We start from the raw sequence: 23,201 nt of genomic DNA, 5'->3' as shown, positions 1-23,201 counted from the left end.
GATCAGAAGGATTGCTCAAGGCGCACACCGAACGTGCGGCCAGGAGCGCGCTGTATGAAGCTACCAATCTGATAGTTGATATAGCGCGTATCGCCGATATTGTTGACATAAGTCGTCACTCGCCAACTCTCCCCTTCGAGACCGACCTTCAGATTGATGATCTCCGGATGCTCTGACTCGATCTGGTTCGCATTATCCTGATAGCCGTCCCAGGAATTGCTGTAGCTACCATAGAGGAACAGGTCGGCCAGATCGGTCAGCGGCGCCGTGTAGAGCGCGTCAAGGCTGACGCTCTGGCGGAAGCTGCGTGGCACCTGATTGCCCGAATAGTCGACGACACCGCCGCCCGAGAGAGGCACCACGAACTCATCATAGGTCGCATCAAGATAACCATAGGCCGCATTGAGGCGTAGCCCGTCTATGGGCTGCGCGGACAGCTCACCCTCGAGCCCCGCAGTCTGGATTTCACCAGCATTGATGCCGAGACCGTTCACTCCGGCCGGGAATGTCGGGTCGATTACAGATTCGTCCACGGAGATCAGCGCATCTTTTCGCTTCTGCGAAAACGCCGCCAGGGACAACTGCGCACGATCCCCCAGAGACGCTTTCAACCCGGCTTCGTAGCTCAGTGAAGTCTCACTATCGAACGGCAGGTATTTCGGCTGGCTGGCCCCTTCATTAATTCCACCGGCCTTGAAGCCGGTCGAGACCGTCGCATAGACCATGACATCGTCAGAGACGTCATAGCTCAACGTGCCGGCCGGCGACCAGTTCTCGAAGACGGGGTCGGAGGTCACGCCATAATCGAGCGAGCGCCCGACGATAGCGATACAGGCCGTGCAGCCGGGCGTCGCCTGCTCAAAGTCAACGTCACGCTCATCACGCGTATACCGCAAACTCGCATCAAGGGTCAGCCGATCGGTCAGATCATAGGACAGCTCCGCAAAGGCCGCGTATGACATCAGCTCCTGATCATTATCGAGGTCAAACAGGACACTATCCAGATTGTCGCCCGTCAGGCCGCCATTGTCAGGTCCGAAGAATGATCCGAGGCCCGGCACGCCGACCGAAATCAGGAAATTTGTGTCGAATAAAGCTTCCTCACGTATCATCGTTGCGCCGACAAGGTAACGAAACGCCTGGTCCTGAGCGGACGCATAGCGCAGCTCGGCGAAGAGCGTCTCAAGCTCGATATCGCGCGTTGAAGTTTGCAGATAGGCGCTGGAAAAGTCGGTATCGTCCTGCTGAAAGACATCGACTGTCCGGTAGCTGAGGACATTCGTCAGCGTCCCCGCGCCTAGCGCGGTATTAAATTCCGAATAGAGCTGCCATTCCTCTGAATTATATGGCGTTTCGGTATCGTAGGCGAGTTTCTCCGGATCGTCGCCAGTTCGGTAGACACCCGGCGTTTGCCCTTCATCCTTGCGATAGGCCGCCGTAAGCAGCAGGTCGGTGTTCTCACTCGGTTGCCAGAGCAGACGCCCGCGCGCCGAGAGGTTCTCGCGAGCTTCCAGCTCTTGGTCGAGAAAAGCGTTACGCGTAAAGCCGTCATCCTGGTTCACCAGCTTGACGCTCAGGCGCCCGGCAAGTCGGTCGGAAAAGGCGTAATTGCCCATGCCCACGAATTCCTGACGGTCATATCTTTCTGCGCGCAGATCAATCTTCGCCGTATTTTCAAAGACCGGACGAGCCGTAACGATGTTCACGGCCCCGCCGACCGCGTTGCGACCGTAAAGCCCCGCCTGAGGCCCACGAAGAATTTCGACCTGTTCAAGGTCATAGAGATCTGAGAGCGTTGTGACAGGACCGCCAACATAGACGCCGTCGCGATAGATACCGACGCCCGGCTCCTCAGTGGAGCGTTCGCGGCTCACACCCCGGATGGCGATGTTGGAACTGACGAAATCTCCGCCGGGTTCGAAAGTCACATTCGGGCTCAGCGAAACAAGATCGCCAATCTCATCCAGTGCGGCCGCGTCCAATAGGTCTGCCCCAAAAGCCGTTACGGCCAACGGCGTATCCTGAATGGCCTCTTCGCGCCGGCGGGCGGTTACCGTGACGACATCATAATAGGTCGCCTCGGTCTCGTCCGACGCTTGTTGCGCCTGCTGCGCCTGCGCTTCCGTCCACACGGAGCCGCTCATGAAGAGTGCCAGAGTCAAAAACTTGTGAAGACTTGAATGTGTCATTGCGTCCTAAAATCCTTCCTGCACCAAAATTCTGGTGTTGGGTCCTGCCCCGCCAAACGTCGCCCCGAAGATTCGGACCGCTCCCACCAGACCATAATTGCACTATACTAAATTTGAGATCATTTTCATATTTTAAGCAACTCTTTTTCTGATTTTGCTTAAATGAGCACCACCTGAATGATCACAGCGCCCAGAAAACGGCCTCAGTCTCCCCTGAGTTCGTCCATCAGACCAATCGCAAAGATCAAAACCTCTTTCTCCAGACCGCCTTTGTTTATGGACAGTGCGAGCACGCGCTGGGAGTCCGGCTCAATCATCAGCACCGACACGGCACCCTCGCTCGTTCCAGTATGCCAGTAAATCGGACGACCGGACACCTGATGCATCAACTGCTCATACAACGCCTCGGGAAGGTATGCCTTTCTCGCCTCCAGGAAATCCGGCAGACTGACATACAGGCCCAGGCCATAGTCGGTGAACACCCCGCTATTGAGCCTGGCCGGTGAGGTCATCGCCTTTTCAGCGTCCGGAGCGAGGCCCCCCTCCCCAACCAAAGCCGCGCCAAACTTTGCAAGATCGCGAGTCGAAGCCAGCATGCCAGCACCAGCATACTTGTAGCTATAGTCATTGAATGGCGCGTTCTCGAGTTCGCCGTCCTCGGACTCCACATAAAAAGCGGCGCGGCCCGGAATGACCCGCACAGCATCATCAAGCGCCACGCTATCCAGCCCCAGCGGATCGAGAACCTGCGCGCTTATCAGCTCACCAAAGGACAGACCGGACGCCTCGGCAAGCCCAGCCGCCAGCAAGGTGTAACCGTAGCTTGAGTAGTTGAAAGCATCGCCCGGCGCGCAAATCAGATCATCATCAGAAAAGCGAACCAGCGCCTCTTTCATACTGGCATAATGCGTTAGGGAAATCTCTTCTTCCGGTGAGTCATAGCCCCGCACACATGCGGTATGAGATGCCAGTTGCCGAAGCGTACTCATACGAGCCGGCCCCGCAAAACCGGGCAGATAGTCGCTGACTGTCGCATCCAGATCGACGAGACCAGCCGAAGCGATTTGTAGCGTCGTCACGGCTGTTATTGTTTTAGAGATAGACCCGATCCGCATGAGGCTCTGCGGTGTCATTGGCGTCATCTGTTCAAGATCCGCATATCCCTGCGCACCTTCCCAAGCGATCTCTCCATGCTCCATGATTGTGAGAGAAAGTCCCGGCGTTCCAACTGCGTCTGCGAAGGATTGGACGGACTGATCGATCCAGTCAGGGCTTGCCGCCGCGCACGGCAGCGACAAAACCGGGCCGAGCGGCAGCATGATTATCGAGAGACATAAGCCTTTCAAGGCACCACTCCTGTAGATTATCCATCCGGCCGAACCCGGGCTACCTTGCATGCCCGGCAGCAGCAGGCCCCTAGCGCCAAAAAGAAAATTTAACCGATGCATACACTCTCATAAACTGAATATGAGTTCAATTTCTTTTTTAAGGATGCTTGCCCTACACCTCAATCGGCCACAAGCTGTGCCACCGAAACACGAGATGATTCACTCATTTCAAGTCATTCGCACCGAGATAAAGCGCACTGGTGCGCCAGAATTAGTCGCGACGAGCGAATTGGGGCCGCTGGCAGTTTTCAAAACACAGAATAAGTTTCAGCCGATCGGGGCCAGACCGTTGCTCAGGGCTGCGATATAAATTTGAAGTCGGCCACCGGCGCCGAGCATTGAAGATGATCGCCAGCTTCGCGTCTCGGTCTCAACCATCTACGAGCCGAGCTTGGCAATCGCCCGACGGTAGTGCGGGATCGATACAAGGATGAGGCCGACAATCACGGGCAGAGCCACCGCGCCGGTAAGCGCAATCGAGTAGCGAAGCGCCGACTGGTCACCGAAACCGAAGTCGGTCACGGCTGCAATTACCGTTGCTCCGAGGCCTGTCCCAACGAGATTGACGACCAGGATCGTCACCGCCGTAATCTGCCCACGCAGCTGATTGGGAGTGACATCCTGAATGGCTGCCATCATGACGCCTTGCGATGCCTGGCCGATGAGAGTGCCGATCGCCATCAGAGTCAGGGCCCAAAACGCCGACGGCATGAGCGGGGCGGCGATCAACGGGGCACCTTTCAGAAGCGTCGCCGCCAGCACGACCAGCATGTTTGCATCGGTTCGACCCGATTGCATCAGCCGCCCGGACATCCAGCCGCCAAACAACGTGCCGACAGCGCCGCAGCTCAGCATGACCAAGCCGTATGAAAGCCCGACTTGCCCAGGCGTCATTCCATAGGTCCGGATGAGAAAGGTCGGAAACCATAGGCTGGTCCCGATTGCCAGAAGGGCAAGCACGCCCACCGTTCCGATCAGCGAGCCGTACAAAACCTTGTTCTCCCAGACATAGCTGAGCGCCTCGCGCATTGAGACTTGCCGCGACATGGCGGTCGACACCTCTCGGCGCGGCGGTTCGCGGATAAGCAACATGAGGCCGGCAATCAGGACACCTGGAGCCGCGACGCAAAGGAATACTGCCTGCCACGGGCTGAAATGACCGAGAACCGGAATGTCGACGCCGCCCCACCGGGTGAAGATGGTGAGCAGACCTCCGCCGATCAGCAGCGCGAGCCCGCCGCCGATCGGATAACCAATGGCATAGAAGCTGATCGCGAGCGCTCGACGTCGGCGATCAAAATAGTCGCTGATGAGGGAATACGCGGTTGGGCTCAGTGTCGCCTCGCCAACACCAACCCCAACGCGCGCGATGAAGAGACCGATGAAGCCACTTGCAAATCCGCATGCGGCCGTCATCAGAGACCAGAAAAGAACACCCCAAACAATGAGCAGGGACCGCCTACCGGTCCTGTCGATGAAGCGTCCAATCGGAAGCGACGCGATTGAGAACATGATCGCAAAGGCAAAGCCCTGCAACAGGCTGATTTCGAAATCCGAAAGCCCAAGGTCTCGCTGGATCGGCTCGACCATCAGCGTCAGCACACGTGCATCAATCGCACTAAAGCTGTACCCGGTGAAAAGGATAGCGACAACGATCCACGGATAGACGCCCGTCGTCAGACTTCTCTGAGGTTTGGCCGGAGCGACCGTTGAGTGCGTTTCGGCGGGCGTCGTATCCATATCGTCCCCCTAGAAGCGAAGCCGAAGTTCTGCGCCCAAGGTGCGGGGATCGCCGAACTGGGAAACCGTCAGAATCGAGAGGTTGATGCCACTGACAAGGTATTCCTCATCCGTCAGATTCTTGCCCCAAGCCGCAATTTCGAGCGTCTTTCCGTCGCCGACCTGTATGTCGGTCAGGGCGATCCTCGCGCTTAGCAAGCCATAGGACGGAAGTTCCGAAAGCGGATCATCCGTGATCGTCCCTGCCTGCTCACTTCGCCAGGTATAATCGGCGCTCGTCTCCAGCGTGCCGAAGCTGAAATCATGGGTGTGCAGCACACCGAGCTGGTAGTTCCACTCAGGCACGCGCGTGACGACATACGCATCCGTGACATCAGTGCCGTCCGGCAGGACGAAATCGGTATACCTGGCATCGACATAGCCCGCGCCGAAGTCGAAAGAGAGATTATCGGTCGGCCGGACCGTGCCTTCGATCTCGACCCCCGTGAGCTTGGCTTCGCCAGCGTTGATGATGTTTGTCGTCACCAGCTGAGGCACAAACACCCCCGCCTGGAAGTCGGTGTAATTGGAATGGTATACCGCCCCGCTTAGCGACAGCGCATTGTCAAAGCCCGCATATTTGAAACCGAGTTCGTATGAGGTCAGCTTTTCCGGATCATACGACGTCAGGAAAGCGTCATTCGTCGCCGCGGTATCATTGATACCGCCACTCTTGAACGCCGTCGCAACGCGTCCGTATACGGAGACGTCGTCGCTGAACTTATAGAGGGCGTTGAACTCCGGCGTGAAGCTGGACCAGACACCGTCATTTTCGAGCGGAATAAGGTCAGTCGCGCCGATGCCACCCGCACCCGGCCGCGCCCCCGCCGCCGGCTGCCCACTACGCGTCACGGGGGTGCCGTCTGCCTCGCGAAGGAAGACTCCCGAGCCCGACGCTGATGGATCGGCCGCATAGGCCGAATTAGAGAGGAAGAGCTCCGTCGCTTCCTTTTCCTCACGCGTGTAACGGCCGCCGAGCGACAGCTTCAGCCGATCCTCAAAGGCAGCCGGTTTCCAAGACACCTGCCCATAGGCGGCTTGGCTTTTAGAGCCCCCGGACCGTTCGCTGGCATCGAAGGCATCGTTCCCGCCAAACTGGAAATTCCAGCGTGGATTGTGAACGTCGTAGTCGTCATCCAGGTAGAAAAGACCAAGCGTGTAATCGATCGCCCCGAAGGACCCTATGCCCTGAAACTCCTGCGTGAACTGCTCATAGTCATTCTCGAGGGTGAAGCGGAGGAGATCGATGGGAGATCCGTCAAAGTCGCTCTGCGAAGATGAGAACATGGTGCGTCGCGCTGTGATCGACTTGAGTGTGAGATCGCCAAGGCCGGGTTGCCATTCGAGGGTCAGAGCATGCCCGGAGGTCTCGAAATCGCTGCCGAACGCGCTCTCGGCGCCAATCGTGCGCGTACGACCGTCCACGACATAGGGCGCCAGCAATGGATTGATGAAGGCAACAGGCCCTGCCCCCGTGACGGCAACGAGTGCGAGCTGCGCGGGGGAGCCTTCGCTGTCGCTCTCATCATAGCTGTAGAGCGCGGAGAAGTTGTCAGCCGGCTCCCACAGCAGGTCAAAACGCCCGGCCCAGACCTCCTCTTCACCGAAATTCCCCGGCAACGCCGAGTTGCGATAATAGCCGTCATCCTTCTTGTTGATAATCGCCAGTTTCGGGCTGAACCCTGCAATCTCCGGCAGGTCCACAGAGACCCGCGCGTTGAAGAGGCCATAACTGCCCGCCCCAAGCAGGGCGCTCCCGCCGAATTCGCCGGTCGGCTTTCGCGTAATGAGATTAACCGCCCCGCCGATCGTGTTCTTTCCGTACAATGTGCCTTGCGGCCCTCGGAGCACCTCAACTCTCTCCAGATCAACGGTGTCGAAGGCTGCACCAGTGGATTTGCTGACCGGCACACCGTCAATATAGATGCCGACGGGCTGGTCGCGCGCGAGGCTGGTGTCGGAAGACGGCGACAGGCCACGAATGCTGATCAATGGTCCGAATGTGTTGCCAACCGTCTCATTGATCTGGATGTTTGGCACCACCGCGTTCAGGTCGCTAACGCTTCGAACCTGCGCCCGCTCGATTTCCGCCGAGCCTAGCGCGGTCAACGAGATTGGCACATCAACGAGCCGCTCCTCTCGTCGCTGCGCTGTGACATATACAACGTCGAGTTTCCGCTGCTGTCTGCTTTCTTCTGTGTCGGCGCTCTGTGACTGAGCGGCATCCTGCGCGCTGGCAAAGTGAAAGCTCCCGAGCAGTGCAGCGCACGCAAGGATTCCATGCCTGGAATAATTCATAGTTCGGTCCTCCCTGGATCGTATATTTCCGCGCTCCGGCACGCCGGGTCGGCTTTTTTTGATTTGGAGGATGTTAAGGGTCGTGAAGGAGCGTTGAAGACGCTCCACGTGGCTACACTGTTCTTCAGAAAAAATGATAGGACGCCAAATTCGGAGCCGATCGGCACCAATTTCGATTCGTACCCACGAACGGACCTCGGTGCCTTATTTGGAAAATTTAAAAATTACGATACCTTTTTTCGTAGTATTTATTCATTTTTGATACGCATTTTTTCATTCCGGGCGTGACCTTCTTTTTTTCGGATGATAGGAAATCTACAGTCGAGACACACAGAACCGAGGCCCAGCCATGTCGAGCAACCGAGCAGATTTTGAAGACCGCACCGCCATCGTCACCGGCGGCACGCGCGGCCTCGGCCTAGCCATCACAAAACGGCTTCTCGACCTTGGCTGTAACGTCGCGATATGCGGGCGCTCAGCGCCAGAAACACCGATCCAGGCTGGCGGACGGGAAGCCTTGTTTGTGTCGTGCGACGTTCGCGACCCTCAGCAAGTCAGCGACTTTGTGAAGACCGTCGCAAATGCGTTCGGCAACATCGACTTTCTCGTAAACAATGCTGGCGGATCTCCGGAAAGCGACGCGGCAACGGCAAGTCCGCGCTTTGCCCAAGCGATCATCAACCTCAACCTGCTGGCCCCTCTCTATCTGAGTCAGGCCGCCTACCCTCACCTCGAAAAGAGACGAGGATCCATCGTCAATATTGCCAGTGTTTCAGGCCAGCGTGCCTCGCCAGGTACAGCGGTCTACGGCGCGGCCAAGGCCGGCCTCCTTGGCCTGTCGCGCAGCCTCGCACAGGAATGGGGGCCTGCCATTCGCGTGAACAGCATCGTTGTTGGCCTTGTGGAAACGGAAACGACCGAACAGACCTATGGTGCCAGCGCATCGCAGGCAAAGATCGCTGCATCGCTGCCGCTCAAACGGCTGGGAACGGGTGAAGACGTCGCCCGTGCCGTTATCTTCCTGCTGTCGGAGGACGCCAGTTACATAAGCGGCGCGTCGCTTGAAGTGCATGGCGGCGGCGAGCGGCCTCTCTTCCTCGAGATCGTCAAGGCAGACGCTACTGAATCCGCCTGACGCAGCAGGACGTCATATCTCAATCATTTTCAGGGAATCTCGAATTGGCAGACTTTGACCCCAAAGCCCTTCGCAGCGCCTTCGGACAATTTGGTACCGGCGTCACCATTATTACGGCGGTGAAACCGTCAGGCGCTCAGATCGGCGTCACGGCAAATTCCATGACGTCGGTCTCACTTGACCCACCTATGCTCCTCTGGTGTCTCGCGACAAGAAGCTCAAGCGTGGACGCTTTTGAGCTAGGGCGGCGCTTCAACGTTCACATCCTGGAACGCGATCAGGAAGAACTGGCGATGAGCTATGCCCGGCCGTCCTCACAGGACGCCTCCCCCGAGACCGGAGCCCCGGATGACGAGCCGCTCCGGCTTGATGGCGTCCTTGCACGTATGGATTGCAGCGTTGAAGCCATCCATCAAGGCGGAGATCATCTCATCATAGTGGGCCGGGTCGACGGCTTTGCGCAATTTGGCGGCGAACCGCTGATGTTCCACGCTGGCAAGTTCGGCACCTTTGCCAGCGAAGACGTCGCCCCCCCTTATCTTCCACTCATGGCAGATGGTTGGGTGTAAGCATTATTCGTAGCAAATTATCACCTCAAATACGCAATTGACAATGCACGAAATTGTTTGATTATTCATATGCGACACTAATCGGTGCATTCGAACGGAAATAATGTTCTGCCGAGCCAGGTCGCGAGACGATAATCAAAGAAACAAGCCGCTCATGGCAGAGCGGAAAACCGGATAGCCCGGCTCGATAGGCGAGGAATTGGAAATTGCAATCCAACGAATTCGAGGGGAAAGTGGCTTTTGTCACGGGCGCAGCCCAGGGTGTCGGCTTTGCGACCGCACACCAATTTGCCGAAGCCGGCGCATCCGTGGCCCTAATCGACGTGCAGGACAATGTCGCCGAGAAAGCGAACGAGCTGGCTTCCGAGTTCGGCGTGAAGACTCTTGGCTTGAAGGTCGATCTTGGATCGGCCGCTCAAGTGAATGACGCCGTGGCAAAAACTGTCGAGACGCTGGGCGGGATCAACATTGTCGCGAATGTCGCTGGCATTTTTCCCATGATGGCTTTTGAAGCTCAGGAAGAAGAAGACCTCGCAAAGGTTATCGACATCAATTTCATGGGGACAATGCGCGTATGCCAGGCCGCCATTCCAGTCCTGCGCAAGAGTCCTGGCAATTCGATCATCAACATCATTTCCGGCGCAGCATTTCTGCCGATGTCTGGATACACGGCCTACTGCGCCAGCAAAGGTGCCGTACTGGCTGCTAGCCGGTCGCTCGCCATGGAGCTTGCTCCGGATATTCGCGTCAACCTCGTCTCGCCGGGCGTTACGACGTCGGAATCGATCGTCGCGGCGATGGGTGGGGCCGGGTCGGCTTTCATGGATGATTTTCTGTCCCGTATTCCAATGTCAAAGTTCGCCTCGCCGGACGATATCGCCAAAGCAATCCTCTTTCTCGCCTCACCGGATAAGGCCGCTCACATGACGGGCGCCACGATCCAAGTGAATGGCGGATCCCTGATGTCGTGACACACATCGTCAGCTCCGCCCTACCTTCTCCCAAACCCTGAACCCTGGAGACCAGAAATGAAACTGAAACCCCTTTCCACCGCCCTGCTCGCCGGTGCCTTCATGGCTTTCGCCATGCCCCAGGCTCTCGCCGACGAGGCAGCAACTGAAACAGAGACTGTCACCTACTCGACGTCAGAAACAGACTTCGGCACGCTTCTCGACACGCCTGAAACGCGGACGATTCTTGAAACCCATATTGCACCGGAACTGTTCGAGAACCCGCAGATCGACATGGCACGCGGCATGACGCTGGACCAACTGCAGGTGTTTTCACCAGACGTTCTGTCCGATGACGTCCTGGCAGCCATTAACGAAGACCTGGCCGCACTCAGCTAAGCTGATATTTGTAATCAAACCGTCGAAGGCCCGCCCATCAACCAAGGCGGGCCTTTTGCTTTGCGGGAGATCAGATCCAGAAACCAGCGACACGCTCAACGAGCCAGTAGCTCGCCAGCACACCAACGGCATAGGAGGCCAGCAACCGTCCTTGTACACCGCTTGCCGGCACACGAATTGCCTGGCCGGCTCGCCCGCGCAGCAAGAACCTGACGGCCCAGAAGATTCCGGCAACCGCCGCGACAAACAGGACCTGCCCGATCTCGACGCCGACATTGAAGAACAGCAAGGACGTGACAAGCTGCGTCTGAGGAAGCCCTATCTCCGCAAGCACGGCGGCAAAGCCGAGACCATGCAGAAGGCCGAAGCTTGCCGATACAAGGACAGGACGGTTCCAGGTGAGGCTGTTGCGTCGGCCGACGGCGATCTCACGCGCGAGAAACACGATAGATAGCGCAATCGCCGCCTCTACGGGCGGGATAGGTATGTTCACCAGTCCCAGTGTAGACAAGGCGAGCGTCAGAGAGTGAGCGACCGTAAAGCCGGTGATCGTGATCAGGACCCGCCTGAAGCTTCCAGCGATCCAGAGCAGGCAGACGAGGAAAAGAAGGTGGTCCCACCCTTTCCAGATATGATCGATCCCAAGGAGCGTATAATCGCGGGCAACCGAGGATGCCGTGATGTCCTGCGGTATTGTCCAGACGCTGTCCTGCGGCGCGAGGATACCAACCAGTTCGGTGCCGTCGATAGCACTCAGCCTGGTCATCGTGGAGATCGATGGATTGAACGCGCCATATTGTATAGTGATCTCGCCGCCCTGAAGCGGCCCTTCACAGCTTACCAGGATCGATCCATCATTGGGAACAAGATCGAGACGCGATGCTGAGCCTCCAGCTGCACTGCAGCCGGGAGGCAATTCAAGGCTAGGGAGGTTTCCCTCTGGCACGCTAGGGGGAACCTTCCAGAACAGGCGCCAGACGTTTGGGCTTGTTTGCGTCAGCTCAAGATAGAGCGGCCGACTCTCATGTGCCGCTGCGGGCAGCGTTCCACACCAACTGACGAGCCCCACGACCAGAAATACAAGGAGAAGACGGACCGATGTCATGACGAGGTATTCACAAGCTGCTTGGTGACATCATCTTCGAGCTTGACGTCGTAGCTCGATACAATCTCGTCGACCGCCTCCTCAAGACGCTGCTTTCGGAAATCCGACAGGGCGTCTGCTGCGACGCGCGCCTGCACATCAGCCAGCGGCGGAAGATGTGACTCTGATTTATCCGTCATCAGGACTAGATGGGCACCATAGGGCGAGCGGAACGGCCCTCTCCAGACGCCTGGCTGAGGCGACATGGCAAAAATCGCGTCTGCCGCATCCTGCCCGAAATGGCTCGCAACCACGCTTTTGTCCTTTTGGACATAGTTTACATTGAACAGCGCCCGGTCGCCGTAGCGCGCCGCCTGGTGGAAAGGAACAGCCTTCTCGTTGAGTTCGGTCAACTGAGCCTGCGCCGCCTCGAAGGCCTGTTCCGGTCCGCGCCGATCGGCAGAAAAGAACACATGTGTGAAGGTCGCCTTGGCCGGTTCGACATACCGGTCCCGGTGTGCCTCGTAATAGGTTTTCAGAGCCTCGTCGTTAACGGCCGTGACGGGGTCGACAAAGTCCTGCGCGACGAACTCAAGCTGCTGGATCAGCCGCTTTCGCGCAACATAATCGTTGCGATCGAGGTCTAGCGCCTTGGCTTCGCGGTACATGGCCTCCTCGCGGACATACTCTTCGGCCAACCGGATCCGCTCTTCCGGGCCAAGACTGTCGAACATGTCTTCGAATTGTCGGCCATCAAAGACCTTCGTGCGGTATTGCATGAAGGTGACGAGGTCGTCGCGTGTCACGATGATCGACCGCTCGCTCTCCTGCGCCTGCGGCGGATTGGCAATGGCATAGAGGCCGAACAGGGCAAGCCCCGCGACAAGGAAGTGGAGAAGCGGATCGGCGATGACCCGTCGAATGGTTGATTGTGTCATTGGTCGCTCTCTGAAGGCGTGTACCAGATCGGCGAAGAATACGCTCGCTCCTGGGTAATCATCGGGATGTCTTCGGGCACATCTTTGAGGCCGAAGCGCGCAGCGTCATAGGCTGTCCAGCGCGGTGTCGGTATTTCGAGGACGCGCACATAGTAGAAGGCAAGCTGATGCGGATCGAATTGTGGATCCTTCCAAACGGTCGCAAGCTCGTTCGACCCGATCGAATTCTCATAGGATGCCGACGTTAGATCGACGGTCGACCCAACCGGATCGACGCTTCCGTCAGCCTGAACCGTCCGCTTGTCGGACAACGCAACGTCGAACACGGCCTCCTGAGAGCTGCCGTCCGCATCGACCCATCCCTTGACCACCTGCACACGGTCGAGATTTGCGCCGAGCGGGTCCTTGACGGCGCGGATCATGAACGTCGGCGCCTCGCCGTCGGGCCCCCGGGTCAAGTCTCCGCCCATCGGGACGCCGCCCTCGTATCCAGCCTTTGCGAAATCCGACCGCATCACGTCTGAACGGTAGAAGTCCCACCCCCCAAAAAAGCGAAGCTCAATGCGGGGACCGGTCGTGGCATAGACCTCGCGGCGCTTCAATGCATCGAAGATCGCTTCCCTCGTATTCGCGCTCGCCCACACACCGGTGTAGCCGGACGCCGCCAGTTCGGCTGTTTTCCAGGGTGACTGCATCTTGTAGCTCGATAGCCCAGGATCCGTCATCCGATCAGCCGAGGGCGCGTTCGTATAGAACTTGCCCCAGAAATTGTTCTCTTCCGCGTCCGGAAGGGCGTTGTGGGCATCCGTCCCGCCGATAAGGCCAAACTTGAACGGGTTGGCACCAACCTCATTCTGGATCTCCAGTCCGGATCGGAGACCGGCCCGGATATAGGAACTCCGCAAGCGGTTGATCGCCTTTTCGTCCATCTTGCTCGGCGGCATCTTACCGGCAAAGCTGTACCAGGTCTCATACTCCGCAAACTCATCGGTCGGAGACAGAACCGGATGTGTTTCACTGTCACCCTTCATCTGCGTGACTTCGACCACCGGCTCCCAGCGGGCGCGTTGTTCGGCATAGGCGATATCAATGGGTGATCGATCCATCTTGGCGTCAGTGAACATCAGGCCATTGCTGAGATTGGAATTATGTGGCGCAGCGAGCACCTGCCCGCCCGTCAGCGCTTCATAGTTCTCCAGATATTCCCACAGATCTTCCGGGTCGACGGTTTCAGTCGCGGTGAGCGGGAGCACCTGGCTGGTCTTGTTGGAATCGTCACGGAACATCACGACCCGGTGGAGGTTTGACCAGCCTGGCGTTGAGGACCACTCAAAGCCGATCATCGCGGTGAACCGCCCGGGCTCGTTATAGACATCAGCCAGTTCGCCGATACCGCTCCATATGTTCTTTCTGAAGGGGACGTCGTCGAGAACCGGCGCGCTTCGCCGGTCGAGCGGCGTTCCCGGGGTCAGCATTTCGGTATCGAGCGCGGCATAGTCCTCATAGCTTTCGGCCTCGAGGTATTCCTCACGCCATTTGCGGCCCCAGTCCGTCGCCAGAAGCGCCTCATTACCAGATTTCACCGCCTCCCATAGGCCAAGGAATTCGGAGTGATCGGCAACGACCAGAAAATCGAGGGGACGTGACAGACGAACGGGAGAGCCATAATTGTCCTCAACCACTTCTCCGCGCGCGAGCCTGTAAGCGTCCTCCATGCCAAGCGTGAACCGTCCACTGTCGCTCGCGTCGAGCGACGACAGATTCGTGTGCAGGTGTGTATCTCCCCACAGGACCTGGCGCGGATAGTCTTCGGCCACATAAGGTGAATAGGCTTGCTGGGCCACGGCAGGGCGATGGACCGCTCCCGATGCAGCGGCAATTGCCAGTCCGCTGGCCAACATAGTTTGATAAGGCTTCACGCGCATCTCTCCCTTGACAACATTATCATTTTAATCAGACGTTTGACTGAAGTTCGGTTGGTTCTGTTTGCCCTCGGACCGTCGGCAGGCTAGGGTCGTGGAATTGTCACGGGTCCCTCTTGCAGGCGGTTTTTTTGCACGATCGGCCGTTGGAAGTTCAGGGAATGCAGGGCTTAAATGTCGAAGAAACAGACGACAGAACAAGGTGCTCCATCCGCTTCGGAAGACGCCGGATCGATCAGCAACGACACGTCTTATGTGCATGTCGGGTCCGCAGCGGTCAGCGGTATTGATGACATCGACCAGATCATCATCGACGAATTGCGAGCGAACGGTCGAAAAACGATTCGCGACCTTGCCGCGATAACAAAACTTACTGAAGCGACGGTTCGTGCTCGCATGCGGGCGCTGGAAGACATCGACCTGCTTCGCATCACCGCCACCGTCAATATCGACAAGCTCGGCCCTCATCACTTCGCTCCCGTCGGCGTGATCGCGCGCGGCCGTCCCATTGACGACGTCGCATTCGAACTCGCCGAGATCCCGGAGGTCGTGACACTCATGACCGTGATTGGCCCGCAGGACATCGAGATGCAGGTCGTCGCACGCACGATGGAGGACCTGCACCGCGTCCTGTTCGAGACCATTCCAGCTGTAAAGGGCGTCGCGAAAGTTACGCCGGCCCTGTCAATGAATAACGTCAAATTCGATTCGCAATGGATGCCATTCTCGTGACGCAGTATTCGCTGGACGACATCGACCGGAACATCATCATCTGCCTCGCCGAGAATGGCCGGGTCAGCAACCGAGAGATTGCCAGGCGACTGGACCTGACTGAAGGCGCCATTCGGGCTCGCATCAAACGCCTGGAAGCCGATGACATCATCCGCGTTTCGGCAGTTGTTAATGTGAACCGTCTGGAAAACCCGATTCTGGCTTTCATCTGGATCGACGCAGCGCCGGGCGTCCCCGTCACGGAGGTCACCCAACGGCTGAGCGAACTGCCCGAGATCTTCCTTGTAAGATCGCTCATCGGTCGCGCAGACATCCTCACGATGGCCTTCGTTCGCGATGCCGAGCAGCTTCATGACTATGTGCACAACGCCGTGCGGACGATTTCGGGCGTCGAGAATGTGCGCTACTCTTTCGCCAGGCAGATCATCAAGCATGATTACCGGTTTACCTCGATCATCTAGCTGACTTTCGCTGGCCGAAGTCAGCCCTCCCAATTCGGCGCCCCCAGTCACACCGCGCTTGCGCGTCGTGCGTGCTGGCGGTTTTTTTGTTGCCTGTTTGCGTGCTATCGTTTACGCAAAAACACAATCTGACACAATTAAAGGCACGAAACGCGGAGTGTTTCAACATTTATTATCCGAATAAGGACTCCTTGCATGGGTCGAACCACCTTCGGATTGTGAAGGCTTTGGCTCAAGCATCTACGGGTCGTGCCGCTTGAGAGGATCAGATTCGTCGCGCGTCAAATTTAGGAGAAAAACATGGCGATCAGTGGAAATTACAAGATGGTGATCAAGACCCCAATGGGAGACCAGAAAGGCGGCATGACAATGAACCGTGAGGGCGACGCCCTGACAGGGGAAATGTCCAGCCCGTTTGGCAACACGGTGATTGAAGATGGCAAGGTGAACGGGAATGAGCTGACCTGGAAGACCAAAGTCAGCAATCCGATGCCTTTGACTCTCGAATTCACCGGCACGGAAGACGATGGCAATATCTCCGGCAAGGTAAAGCTCGGCTCATTCGGCGTCTCGACCTTCTCGGCAACGCCAGACTGAATCCAACCAAAACGTGGCTGACTGACGACGAAGAGAATCATGTCGAATTTTATCTCTTGCCGCGTTCTGCTGCTGGCAATCACCGTGTTGCCAGCAGCTCCCACAGGCTGGGCACAATCTACCTCATCAAAAAATGATGAAGCCAGACGCCTCGATCCGATTTCTGTTTTTGGTAGGGGCGCTGAACTCATCGGCAAAGCAGATGCCGCCAGCGAAGGCACCGTCGGCTACGAAGATTTCAAGGACCGACCCTTGGCGCGCGTCGGTGAACTCGTCGAAGTTATTCCCGGCGCCGTTGCGACGCAGCATTCCGGCGAAGGTAAAGCGAACCAGTACTTCCTGCGCGGATTTAATCTCGATCACGGTACGGACTTTTCAGCGTCGGTCGACGGTATACCGATCAACTTGCGCACGCATGGCCACGGACAGGGTTATCTTGACCTGAACTTCGTCATTCCGGAAATTGTGGAACGGGTAGACTACCGCAAGGGCCCTTACTCGGCGCAGGCAGGTGATTTCGCTGCTGCGGGATCAGCCCGTTACAAGACATATGACAGGCTGGATAACAGCTTCATTGAACTCAGCATCGGCGAAGGCAATTTCCAGCGCGGCGTTGGCGCTGCGAATTTGGAGGCCGGGCCAGCGACCACGCTTCTGCTGGCCGGCGAAATGGAGACCTATGATGGCCCCTGGGCTCTGGAACAGGACCTCAGAAAGCTCAACGCCCTTGCAAAACTTACCCACGAATCCAGCACGAGCCGGTATCAGTTCTTAGCGACCGCGTATGAAACCGAATACACGTCCACCGACCAGATTCCGAAACGCGCCGTCGAAAGCGACGACACCGGCCGCTTCGGATTCATCGATGACGATCTGGGCGGCGAGACATCGCGCTATTCTCTTTCTGCCGCAGCTGAATGGTCTCATGCCCATGGAGGGCGAACCCGGGCTCAGGCTTATGGCGTCTCCTATGACTTCTCGCTCTGGTCCAACTTTACCTATTATCTCGAGGATCAGATTAATGGCGACGAGTTCGAGCAGCTGGATCAGCGAACCTATTACGGCGCTGCGATAAGGCATGATCGGCCCGTTGGCGAACGTCTGACACTCAGCGGCGGCCTGGATGCACGCCGCGACGACATTTCCGATGTTGGTCTGTTCCGTACAGCTGCGCGCGAACGACTGTCGACTGTACGTCGGGACGCCGTTACCGAAACCAGCATTGCCGCCTGGGGCGAGGCCAGCCTAGCGATCACCGACAAACTGCGGGCGGTGGTGGGCGTGCGCGGCGATTACTACGACGCTGAGGTGGACGCAATCAGCCTGCCTGAAAATGGCGGCTCCGCCAACGATACGCTCGCATCACCGAGCCTTGCGTTTGCCTGGCAGGCGGCACCTGGACTGGAACTCTACGCCAATTATGGCGAGGGTTTTCATTCAAATGATGTGCGCGGCGCAACCATCTCAGTCGACCCCGCAAGCGGCGAGCCGGCGACGCCTGTGCCGATCCTCGTAAAGGCGCGCGGCAGCGAAATCGGTGCGCGCTGGGAGAGCGATGCAGTCAGGGCAACCTTGGCACTGTTCCAGCTCGATCTCGATTCCGAACTGGTTTTTGTCGGCGATGCTGGGAGCACTGAACCGAATGACAGCTCCACCAGAACCGGCATCGAAGCGAGCTTGTTCTGGACGCCCGCGCCGTGGCTCATCATCGATGCCAGCGCGGCCCACACGGATGCAGCGTTCGATATCGCCGGTCCGGCAGACGAGATTCCAGGCGCGGTCGGAACGGTTCTTTCCGGTGGCATGCTGATGCGTTTTGATGCGCTATCCGTCAGTGCCCGCCTTCGACATTTCGGGGAGGCACCGTTGACGGAAAACGGCTCTATCACGTCTGATCCGACGACCATCATCAATCTCGGTGTCACACGTGATATCGGCCCGGTCTCTCTGTCGCTTGACGTATTAAATGCTCTCGACGCCAAAGATGCCGACATTTCCTACTTCTTCGAGTCCCGCCTGCCCGGCGAGACAGGCGGTGTCGAAGATCTCCACTTCCACCCTGTCGAACCACGCCAATTACGCCTGAGCGCACGCTACAGGTTTTAAAGAGGGACGAACGCCTCCCGCTACAGGGTGTAGGGTGTCCAGTGCTTTCTCGCCGGCTTTATCGCTTTATCCGGAACTCACGAAAAAAAGGCGCTCTTCGTCCAAGACGAAGAGCGCCGCAGTATAGGGTCAGGTATGTCGGAGGATAGTACCTTCCCTGTTCCAGATTGAGCTCAGTCCTGCCCCTCGAGGAACGAGACCGTGTATGCGTTGAATTCGCGCGCCCGCTCGACCTGTACCCAGTGACCAGTTCTCGTGAACGTGACGGTACGCGCTTGCGGACAGTTTTCGAGGAAGTGATTGGCACCCGTATACGGCAGGAAAATATCGTCCTTGCCCCAATAGACGAGTATCGGAAGCGAAAGCTCTTTTAACCGGGGCTGCAGATTCGGGGTCTTCATCCGGAACAAGACGTCCTTTGGCTGGCTCTTTGCGACTTCGAACCGCTCCCGGATCAGGCTGTCAGGGACGTTCGGCGCGAAGTCGGGATGTACGAGGTTCAGCAAGATCTTCTTTTGCGACTCGAATGTGTATTCGGGCGCCATGAAGACTTCGCCCATAACGCGGATGCCTGGCATCGCCATGTAAGTTTCGAGTTCCTCGATACTGCCGGGCGCCAGAAGCACGAGTGACTTTACGAATTCCGGATGGTCGAGTGCGAGCTGCAGCGATATGCCGCCACCCAGGGAATTCCCGACCAGATGTGCCTGCGAAACACCATGCGCCTGAAGCGCCTCGAAAAGCGTGCTTGCAAAGAACTCGAGAGGGTAATCAATACCTTCCGGCTGGGATGAATTTCCATAGCCGATGAGGTCGGGCATCAAAACTGTATAGCCCGCATCGACAATGGCCTGGTAATTACCGCGGAAATTCGAAAGGCCCGATGCACCCGGACCGCTCCCGTGGATACAGACAACCACCGGCCCTTCGCCAACCGACGCAATATTGATCTTATACCCGCCCGAAATCGGGTAGGTTTTGTACTTGATGTCGCTCATTTTGCGCTGCCTTACATAAATGGAAATTCGGGGAACAGGCCGAGTTCGGTATTGATCACGTCCTTGGTCCGAAGGTTGGGATCGTTCATCACGTGCGCACGGGCTGCATGGAGGTCTAGCCACGGCTGGATGATCTCGCTGTGCGTGTAAATCGCCCGTCCACCGAGTAGCTGGGCCATATCATCGACCAGTTTGGCGACCCGGCGAACAACCGAACAAGCATGATAGGCATAGAGCGCCCGCTTGGTCATCGGCACAGGTTCGCCGCTTTCAGCGTAACCGATCAGGTCCTCAAACTGATGGCGAAGCATCAGGTCCATCTCGGCGCACTGACCTTTCGCAGCCGCGATTGCGGCGTGCAGCATCGGGTCATCCTTGGACGCCTTGTTCGTATTGGTGGAGATTCTGTTCTCCATGATGTTCATAGCGCCCTTGATCGCAGCTTGTGCGCCGCCCAGGGCAGCCGTGTTCACGGAACGAATGAAGATCTGCGCCCACGGAATGCGATACAACGGTGCATCATTCTCCTTGTGCCCGCGCTCGATGCCGGAGAACGCCGCCTCGCTCGGACGGTGCACACGGTGCTCCGGCACGAAGGCGCGGTCGACGACGATGTCATGGCTGCCTGTGCCCTGCAGCCCGAAGACATGCCAGGCGTCGCGCTGGATTTCATAGTCGCTCCGAGGAACCAGAAAGATCATCATCTCCGGATTGCCATCTTTTGTCTTCGGGGGCGCAACGGCCCCCAGGAACACCCACTTGCAGTGGACGGAACCGGTCGAAAAGCCCCAATGGCCAGACAGGTAATAGCCGCCGCCTTCGGCATGCTCCACTTTGCCAACCGGCTGATAGCTTGAAGAAATCAGCGTCTCATTGTTCTCGCCCCAGACATCTTCCTGGGCCTGCGAATCCATAAGCGCGAGCTCGAATGGATGGCAGCCGAGCACGCCGAACATCCAGCCCGTCGACATGCAGCCTTCGGCCAACGCTTTTTGCACATCGTAAAAAACATTCGGGTGCATCTCGTAGCCGCCCCAGCGTTTCGGCTGAAGGATACGGAAGAAACCGGCCTGACGCATCTCATCGATCGTCTCTACGGGGACATCGCGTCCAGACGTGCACTGCTTTGCGCGTGATTTGAGCGTCGGGATCATGGCGCGCGCGCGCGCTACAAGTTCCTCGGCGGTCGGAATGCTATCGGCAGACTTCCCGGATTTGGAAGTGGCTGCCAGGGAGATTGTATTCATCGTTTCCTCCTAATTCGGCCGGCTGGGAACTTCTCCTCACCAAGCTATTGCAATTCGTAATTTTTAATAATAATTATTACGCAAATGGTCAATAACAAAACGTATTAGCATTTTAATTGTCTAAATCGGCCGACGAAGGCCGAGCAAAGGGAGAAGTTTAGCAATGGCTATCGAGCAACTCGGCTACGTCGTCGTTTCCGCAACAGACATGGATGCGTGGGACAGGTTTTTAGTAGACGTCACCGGGGTGATGCGGGCCGCCGATCCCGGTAATGGCGCAAAGCACTACCGGATCGACGAACGGCCTTTCCGGTTCCGGATCGAACCGGGCGAAGAGGATCGCCTCATCGCTGCGGCCTACCGCATTTCCACCCCTGAAGAACTTGAAGCCCTCAAGAAGCGCGTCGAGGCTGCCGGCCAGACGGCCGAATATGGCAGCGATGAGGCGGCCAAGGTCAGAGGCGTCGACAGCTTTATTTCGATCGTCGATCCGGCTGGAAACCACCTTGAATTTTATTGTGGCGACACCGCTGACGATGTTCCGTTTAAATCCGAGCAAGGCGTGAAGGGATTCGTGACCGGCGCTATGGGCATGGGGCACGCTGTCCTTGGCGCGCCCAATTTCGACGAGTGCCACGCCTTCTACCGCGACGTCGTCGGCTTCCATGATACAGACCTGCCCCGCTTCAAATTCTCCGACGATCCCGAAGACACCGGCTTTCGCATCGCGTTCATGCATGCCGACAATGGCCGCCATCATTCCCTCGCCCTCGGCGAACACCCTGCGCCGCCGTCTGGCTGTGTTCACCTCATGCTCGAAATGCAGGACCAGGACGATGTCGGGCGGGCGCATGACCGCATGCGAAAGGCAGAGATCAGGGAAAGTGCCACTTTGGGTCGGCATTCCAACGACAAAATGTTCAGCTTCTATATGAGGACGCCTGGCGGCTTCGACCTTGAAGTGGGCTGTGACGGTTTGGTGCTGAATCCCAAGACATGGGAAACCACCGCGATCACAAGCATCAGCGACTGGGGACACGTCTGGTCGTGGTCGCTTTAGGCGCCTGGCAGCTTGCCTGCCCTGAATCTGCCCGCATCGCTGATAATCGGTTCGGGCTGCCAGAGGGATAGAGGATTTCATGTCCAACGCTGAAACTGAGGATGCCGGCAAAAGCCGGCAAACTCGCTGGCTGTTCCTATATTTAGGCGCTGTCTTCTTTCTTATGGCCGTGGGCAACCTTGGTCTGGTTTCCATCATGCCAGCCATTGGCCGGATGCTGGACATCCCTGACTATCTGATCGCCTGTGTCTTCTCTTTTTCCGCACTGGCCTGGGCGATCAGTTCACCTTTCTGGGCGACACGGGTCAGCCGGGTCGGGCCAAATCTTTATATCCGCCTCGGCATCTGCGGTTTCGTGCTGTCGCTGGCTGGATTCGCGCTGGGCATCACGCTTGGCCGTCTGGAGATTGCCGGCCCGTTCGGTATCTTCCTGCTCTTTTCGGTGATGCGGATCGCGTTCGGTCTGCTCGGTTCCGGCACGTCGACGGCGATCCTCTCCATTGTCGGACTCAACACAACGGGTGAGCGGCGGACGCGAATCCTGACGGAGATCCAGGGCGCCAACAATCTCGGTAGTGTGGTTGGCCCCGCCGTGGCACCGCTGATGATCGTCGCCCCGCTCGGCTTCATTGGCCCGATCCTGGGTTTTGCTGTCCTGGGATTGGTGGCCTTGGCAACCAGTTTCGTCTTCCTGAAGAAACAATCGCCGGTCCCGAAGGTCGAGCAGCCCACAGCGCCGGCCGCAACAGTCTCATCGGTATGGAAGGACAAAGCCGTCGGCCCTCACCTGACCTTCGGCATGATCGTTTCGTCGGCCCAGGCGATAAATCTCTACCTCATCGGTTTCGTTCTGATCGACCGGGCTGTTGTCGGCACTGTTCAGGCCCAGAACCTCATCGCAACGGCAATGACCGGCGGCGCCATTGCTGCCCTGATCGCCCAGTTCGGCGTAGTCCGGATTTTCCCGATGCCTCCGGTAAGAATGATGATGATCGGCACAGCATTGGCCCTTGCAGGAAACGCTTGGCCTCTGCTGCAACCCTCACCGTTTGCCGCCATGGGTGGGTTCATCCTTGCGAGTTTCGGTTTTGGGCTGGCGCGTCCCGGCTTCGGCGCAGCCGCGTCTCATGCCGGTGGGCGCGACGACCAGGTTGCGATCGCCTCTGCGGTTTCGCTGATCGCTGGCGCGTCCATTGCAGTGCCCCCCGTCCTGGCGGCAGCCGCCTACCAGATATTTACGCCGACACCCTTCGCCGTACCGGTTGCGATGCTGGCATACTTGCTTCTCAGCTTTACCATCCGAAGCCGCCGACAGGACACGATTGTTCGCCGTGAGCAATAATGCGTTC

General features: G+C 57.7%; 19 protein-coding genes. 10 read left to right on the top strand and 9 right to left on the bottom strand.

The features are described 5' to 3' along the window. Positions 1–2: 2 nt before the first annotated feature. The 4 genes from B8783_RS17445 to B8783_RS17430 all read right to left on the bottom strand — a co-directional run bounded on the left by B8783_RS17445 (position 3) and on the right by B8783_RS17430 (position 7,654). On the bottom strand, positions 3–2,144 hold the full coding sequence (locus tag B8783_RS17445; RefSeq protein WP_169711844.1) for a TonB-dependent receptor: 2,142 nt from the start codon (positions 2,142–2,144) through the stop codon (positions 3–5). Between the two features lie 248 nt (positions 2,145–2,392). Next, positions 2,393–3,535: a serine hydrolase domain-containing protein gene (locus B8783_RS17440; RefSeq protein ID WP_169711843.1), complete on the bottom strand. Its 1,143-nt coding sequence runs from the start codon at positions 3,533–3,535 to the stop codon at positions 2,393–2,395. 420 nt (positions 3,536–3,955) lie between these two features. After that, on the bottom strand, positions 3,956–5,317 hold the full coding sequence (locus B8783_RS17435) for an MFS transporter (protein WP_084421570.1): 1,362 nt from the start codon (positions 5,315–5,317) through the stop codon (positions 3,956–3,958). Positions 5,318–5,326: 9 nt separating this feature from the next. Beyond that, positions 5,327–7,654 (bottom strand): TonB-dependent receptor, encoded by a 2,328-nt coding sequence (locus tag B8783_RS17430; RefSeq protein ID WP_084421568.1) that lies wholly within the window; start codon positions 7,652–7,654, stop codon positions 5,327–5,329. 349 nt (positions 7,655–8,003) lie between these two features. On the opposite strand from B8783_RS17430, the gene B8783_RS17425 reads away from it, so the two are divergent. From B8783_RS17425 to B8783_RS17410, 4 genes are all read left to right on the top strand, one after another. After that, on the top strand, positions 8,004–8,789 hold the full coding sequence (locus B8783_RS17425; RefSeq protein WP_084421566.1) for an SDR family oxidoreductase: 786 nt from the start codon (positions 8,004–8,006) through the stop codon (positions 8,787–8,789). 44 nt (positions 8,790–8,833) lie between these two features. Further along, entirely contained in the window at positions 8,834–9,358 is a 525-nt protein-coding gene (locus B8783_RS17420; protein ID WP_169711842.1) for a flavin reductase family protein, read from the top strand. 206 nt (positions 9,359–9,564) lie between these two features. Further along, the gene (locus B8783_RS17415) at positions 9,565–10,329 is read left to right on the top strand and encodes an SDR family NAD(P)-dependent oxidoreductase (RefSeq protein ID WP_084421563.1); all 765 of its coding nucleotides are present in this window, start codon (positions 9,565–9,567) and stop codon (positions 10,327–10,329) included. Positions 10,330–10,386: 57 nt separating this feature from the next. Further along, positions 10,387–10,707, top strand: coding sequence for a hypothetical protein (locus tag B8783_RS17410; protein ID WP_084421561.1), 321 nt, complete (start codon positions 10,387–10,389; stop codon positions 10,705–10,707). Positions 10,708–10,777: 70 nt separating this feature from the next. On the opposite strand, the gene B8783_RS17405 is transcribed toward B8783_RS17410, so the two are convergent. From B8783_RS17405 to B8783_RS17395, 3 genes are read right to left on the bottom strand one after another with little or no spacing between them, the layout of a single operon-like run. Next, positions 10,778–11,812, bottom strand: coding sequence for a HupE/UreJ family protein (locus tag B8783_RS17405; RefSeq protein WP_084421560.1), 1,035 nt, complete (start codon positions 11,810–11,812; stop codon positions 10,778–10,780). Beyond that, positions 11,809–12,729, bottom strand: coding sequence for a peptidyl-prolyl cis-trans isomerase (locus B8783_RS17400; RefSeq protein WP_084421559.1), 921 nt, complete (start codon positions 12,727–12,729; stop codon positions 11,809–11,811). Before B8783_RS17400 ends, B8783_RS17405 begins: the two co-directional genes overlap by 4 nt. Beyond that, positions 12,726–14,654: a DUF3604 domain-containing protein gene (locus B8783_RS17395; RefSeq protein ID WP_084421558.1), complete on the bottom strand. Its 1,929-nt coding sequence runs from the start codon at positions 14,652–14,654 to the stop codon at positions 12,726–12,728. Before B8783_RS17395 ends, B8783_RS17400 begins: the two co-directional genes overlap by 4 nt. Before the next feature lie 171 nt (positions 14,655–14,825). On the opposite strand from B8783_RS17395, the gene B8783_RS17390 reads away from it, so the two are divergent. The 4 genes from B8783_RS17390 (at position 14,826) to B8783_RS17375 (ending at position 18,547) form a co-directional block, all read left to right on the top strand. Beyond that, entirely contained in the window at positions 14,826–15,383 is a 558-nt protein-coding gene (locus B8783_RS17390) for an Lrp/AsnC family transcriptional regulator (protein WP_084421557.1), read from the top strand. After that, positions 15,380–15,844, top strand: coding sequence for an Lrp/AsnC family transcriptional regulator (locus B8783_RS17385; protein ID WP_169711841.1), 465 nt, complete (start codon positions 15,380–15,382; stop codon positions 15,842–15,844). The genes B8783_RS17390 and B8783_RS17385 overlap by 4 nt, the downstream gene beginning before the upstream one ends. A gap of 300 nt (positions 15,845–16,144) precedes the next feature. Then, entirely contained in the window at positions 16,145–16,441 is a 297-nt protein-coding gene (locus B8783_RS17380; RefSeq protein WP_084421554.1) for a lipocalin/fatty acid-binding family protein, read from the top strand. A 39-nt stretch (positions 16,442–16,480) separates the two neighbouring features. Further along, entirely contained in the window at positions 16,481–18,547 is a 2,067-nt protein-coding gene (locus B8783_RS17375) for a TonB-dependent receptor (protein WP_084421552.1), read from the top strand. A gap of 173 nt (positions 18,548–18,720) precedes the next feature. Here B8783_RS17375 and B8783_RS17370 read toward each other — a convergent pair whose 3' ends face one another. Together B8783_RS17370 and B8783_RS17365 are read right to left on the bottom strand one after the other, a co-directional pair. Beyond that, positions 18,721–19,545: an alpha/beta fold hydrolase gene (locus B8783_RS17370; RefSeq protein ID WP_084421550.1), complete on the bottom strand. Its 825-nt coding sequence runs from the start codon at positions 19,543–19,545 to the stop codon at positions 18,721–18,723. Between the two features lie 11 nt (positions 19,546–19,556). Continuing rightward, positions 19,557–20,792 carry an acyl-CoA dehydrogenase family protein gene (locus B8783_RS17365; RefSeq protein WP_139792411.1) on the bottom strand — a complete coding sequence of 412 codons (1,236 nt, stop codon included), beginning with the start codon at positions 20,790–20,792 and terminating at the stop codon, positions 19,557–19,559. Between the two features lie 163 nt (positions 20,793–20,955). Here B8783_RS17365 and B8783_RS17360 point away from each other — a divergent pair, with 163 nt between their 5' ends. Further along, the gene (locus B8783_RS17360; RefSeq protein WP_084421548.1) at positions 20,956–21,852 is read left to right on the top strand and encodes a VOC family protein; all 897 of its coding nucleotides are present in this window, start codon (positions 20,956–20,958) and stop codon (positions 21,850–21,852) included. 79 nt (positions 21,853–21,931) lie between these two features. After that, entirely contained in the window at positions 21,932–23,194 is a 1,263-nt protein-coding gene (locus tag B8783_RS17355; RefSeq protein WP_084421546.1) for an MFS transporter, read from the top strand. Positions 23,195–23,201 lie beyond the last annotated feature (7 nt).

Source organism: Henriciella litoralis (assembly GCF_002088935.1).
GTDB classification, from domain to species: domain Bacteria; phylum Pseudomonadota; class Alphaproteobacteria; order Caulobacterales; family Hyphomonadaceae; genus Henriciella; species Henriciella litoralis.
The sequence above is the reverse complement of the archived record's forward strand: the minus strand, read 5'-3'. Positions and strand labels throughout refer to the sequence as shown.

Bases quoted from the DNA above. Each gene is read 5' to 3' on its own strand.
- B8783_RS17445 (WP_169711844.1), bottom strand. From the start codon at position 2,144: ATGAGCGGCTCCGTGTGGACGGAAGCGCAGGCGCAGCAGGCGCAACAA.
- B8783_RS17435 (WP_084421570.1), bottom strand. From the start codon at position 5,317: ATGGATACGACGCCCGCCGAAACGCACTCAACGGTCGCTCCGGCCAAA.
- B8783_RS17430 (WP_084421568.1), bottom strand. From the start codon at position 7,654: ATGAATTATTCCAGGCATGGAATCCTTGCGTGCGCTGCACTGCTCGGG.
- B8783_RS17425 (WP_084421566.1), top strand. From the start codon at position 8,004: ATGTCGAGCAACCGAGCAGATTTTGAAGACCGCACCGCCATCGTCACC.
- B8783_RS17410 (WP_084421561.1), top strand. From the start codon at position 10,387: ATGAAACTGAAACCCCTTTCCACCGCCCTGCTCGCCGGTGCCTTCATG.
- B8783_RS17405 (WP_084421560.1), bottom strand. From the start codon at position 11,812: ATGACATCGGTCCGTCTTCTCCTTGTATTTCTGGTCGTGGGGCTCGTC.
- B8783_RS17400 (WP_084421559.1), bottom strand. From the start codon at position 12,729: ATGACACAATCAACCATTCGACGGGTCATCGCCGATCCGCTTCTCCAC.
- B8783_RS17395 (WP_084421558.1), bottom strand. From the start codon at position 14,654: ATGCGCGTGAAGCCTTATCAAACTATGTTGGCCAGCGGACTGGCAATT.
- B8783_RS17390 (WP_084421557.1), top strand. From the start codon at position 14,826: ATGTCGAAGAAACAGACGACAGAACAAGGTGCTCCATCCGCTTCGGAA.
- B8783_RS17380 (WP_084421554.1), top strand. From the start codon at position 16,145: ATGGCGATCAGTGGAAATTACAAGATGGTGATCAAGACCCCAATGGGA.
- B8783_RS17375 (WP_084421552.1), top strand. From the start codon at position 16,481: ATGTCGAATTTTATCTCTTGCCGCGTTCTGCTGCTGGCAATCACCGTG.
- B8783_RS17370 (WP_084421550.1), bottom strand. From the start codon at position 19,545: ATGAGCGACATCAAGTACAAAACCTACCCGATTTCGGGCGGGTATAAG.
- B8783_RS17365 (WP_139792411.1), bottom strand. From the start codon at position 20,792: ATGAATACAATCTCCCTGGCAGCCACTTCCAAATCCGGGAAGTCTGCC.
- B8783_RS17360 (WP_084421548.1), top strand. From the start codon at position 20,956: ATGGCTATCGAGCAACTCGGCTACGTCGTCGTTTCCGCAACAGACATG.
- B8783_RS17355 (WP_084421546.1), top strand. From the start codon at position 21,932: ATGTCCAACGCTGAAACTGAGGATGCCGGCAAAAGCCGGCAAACTCGC.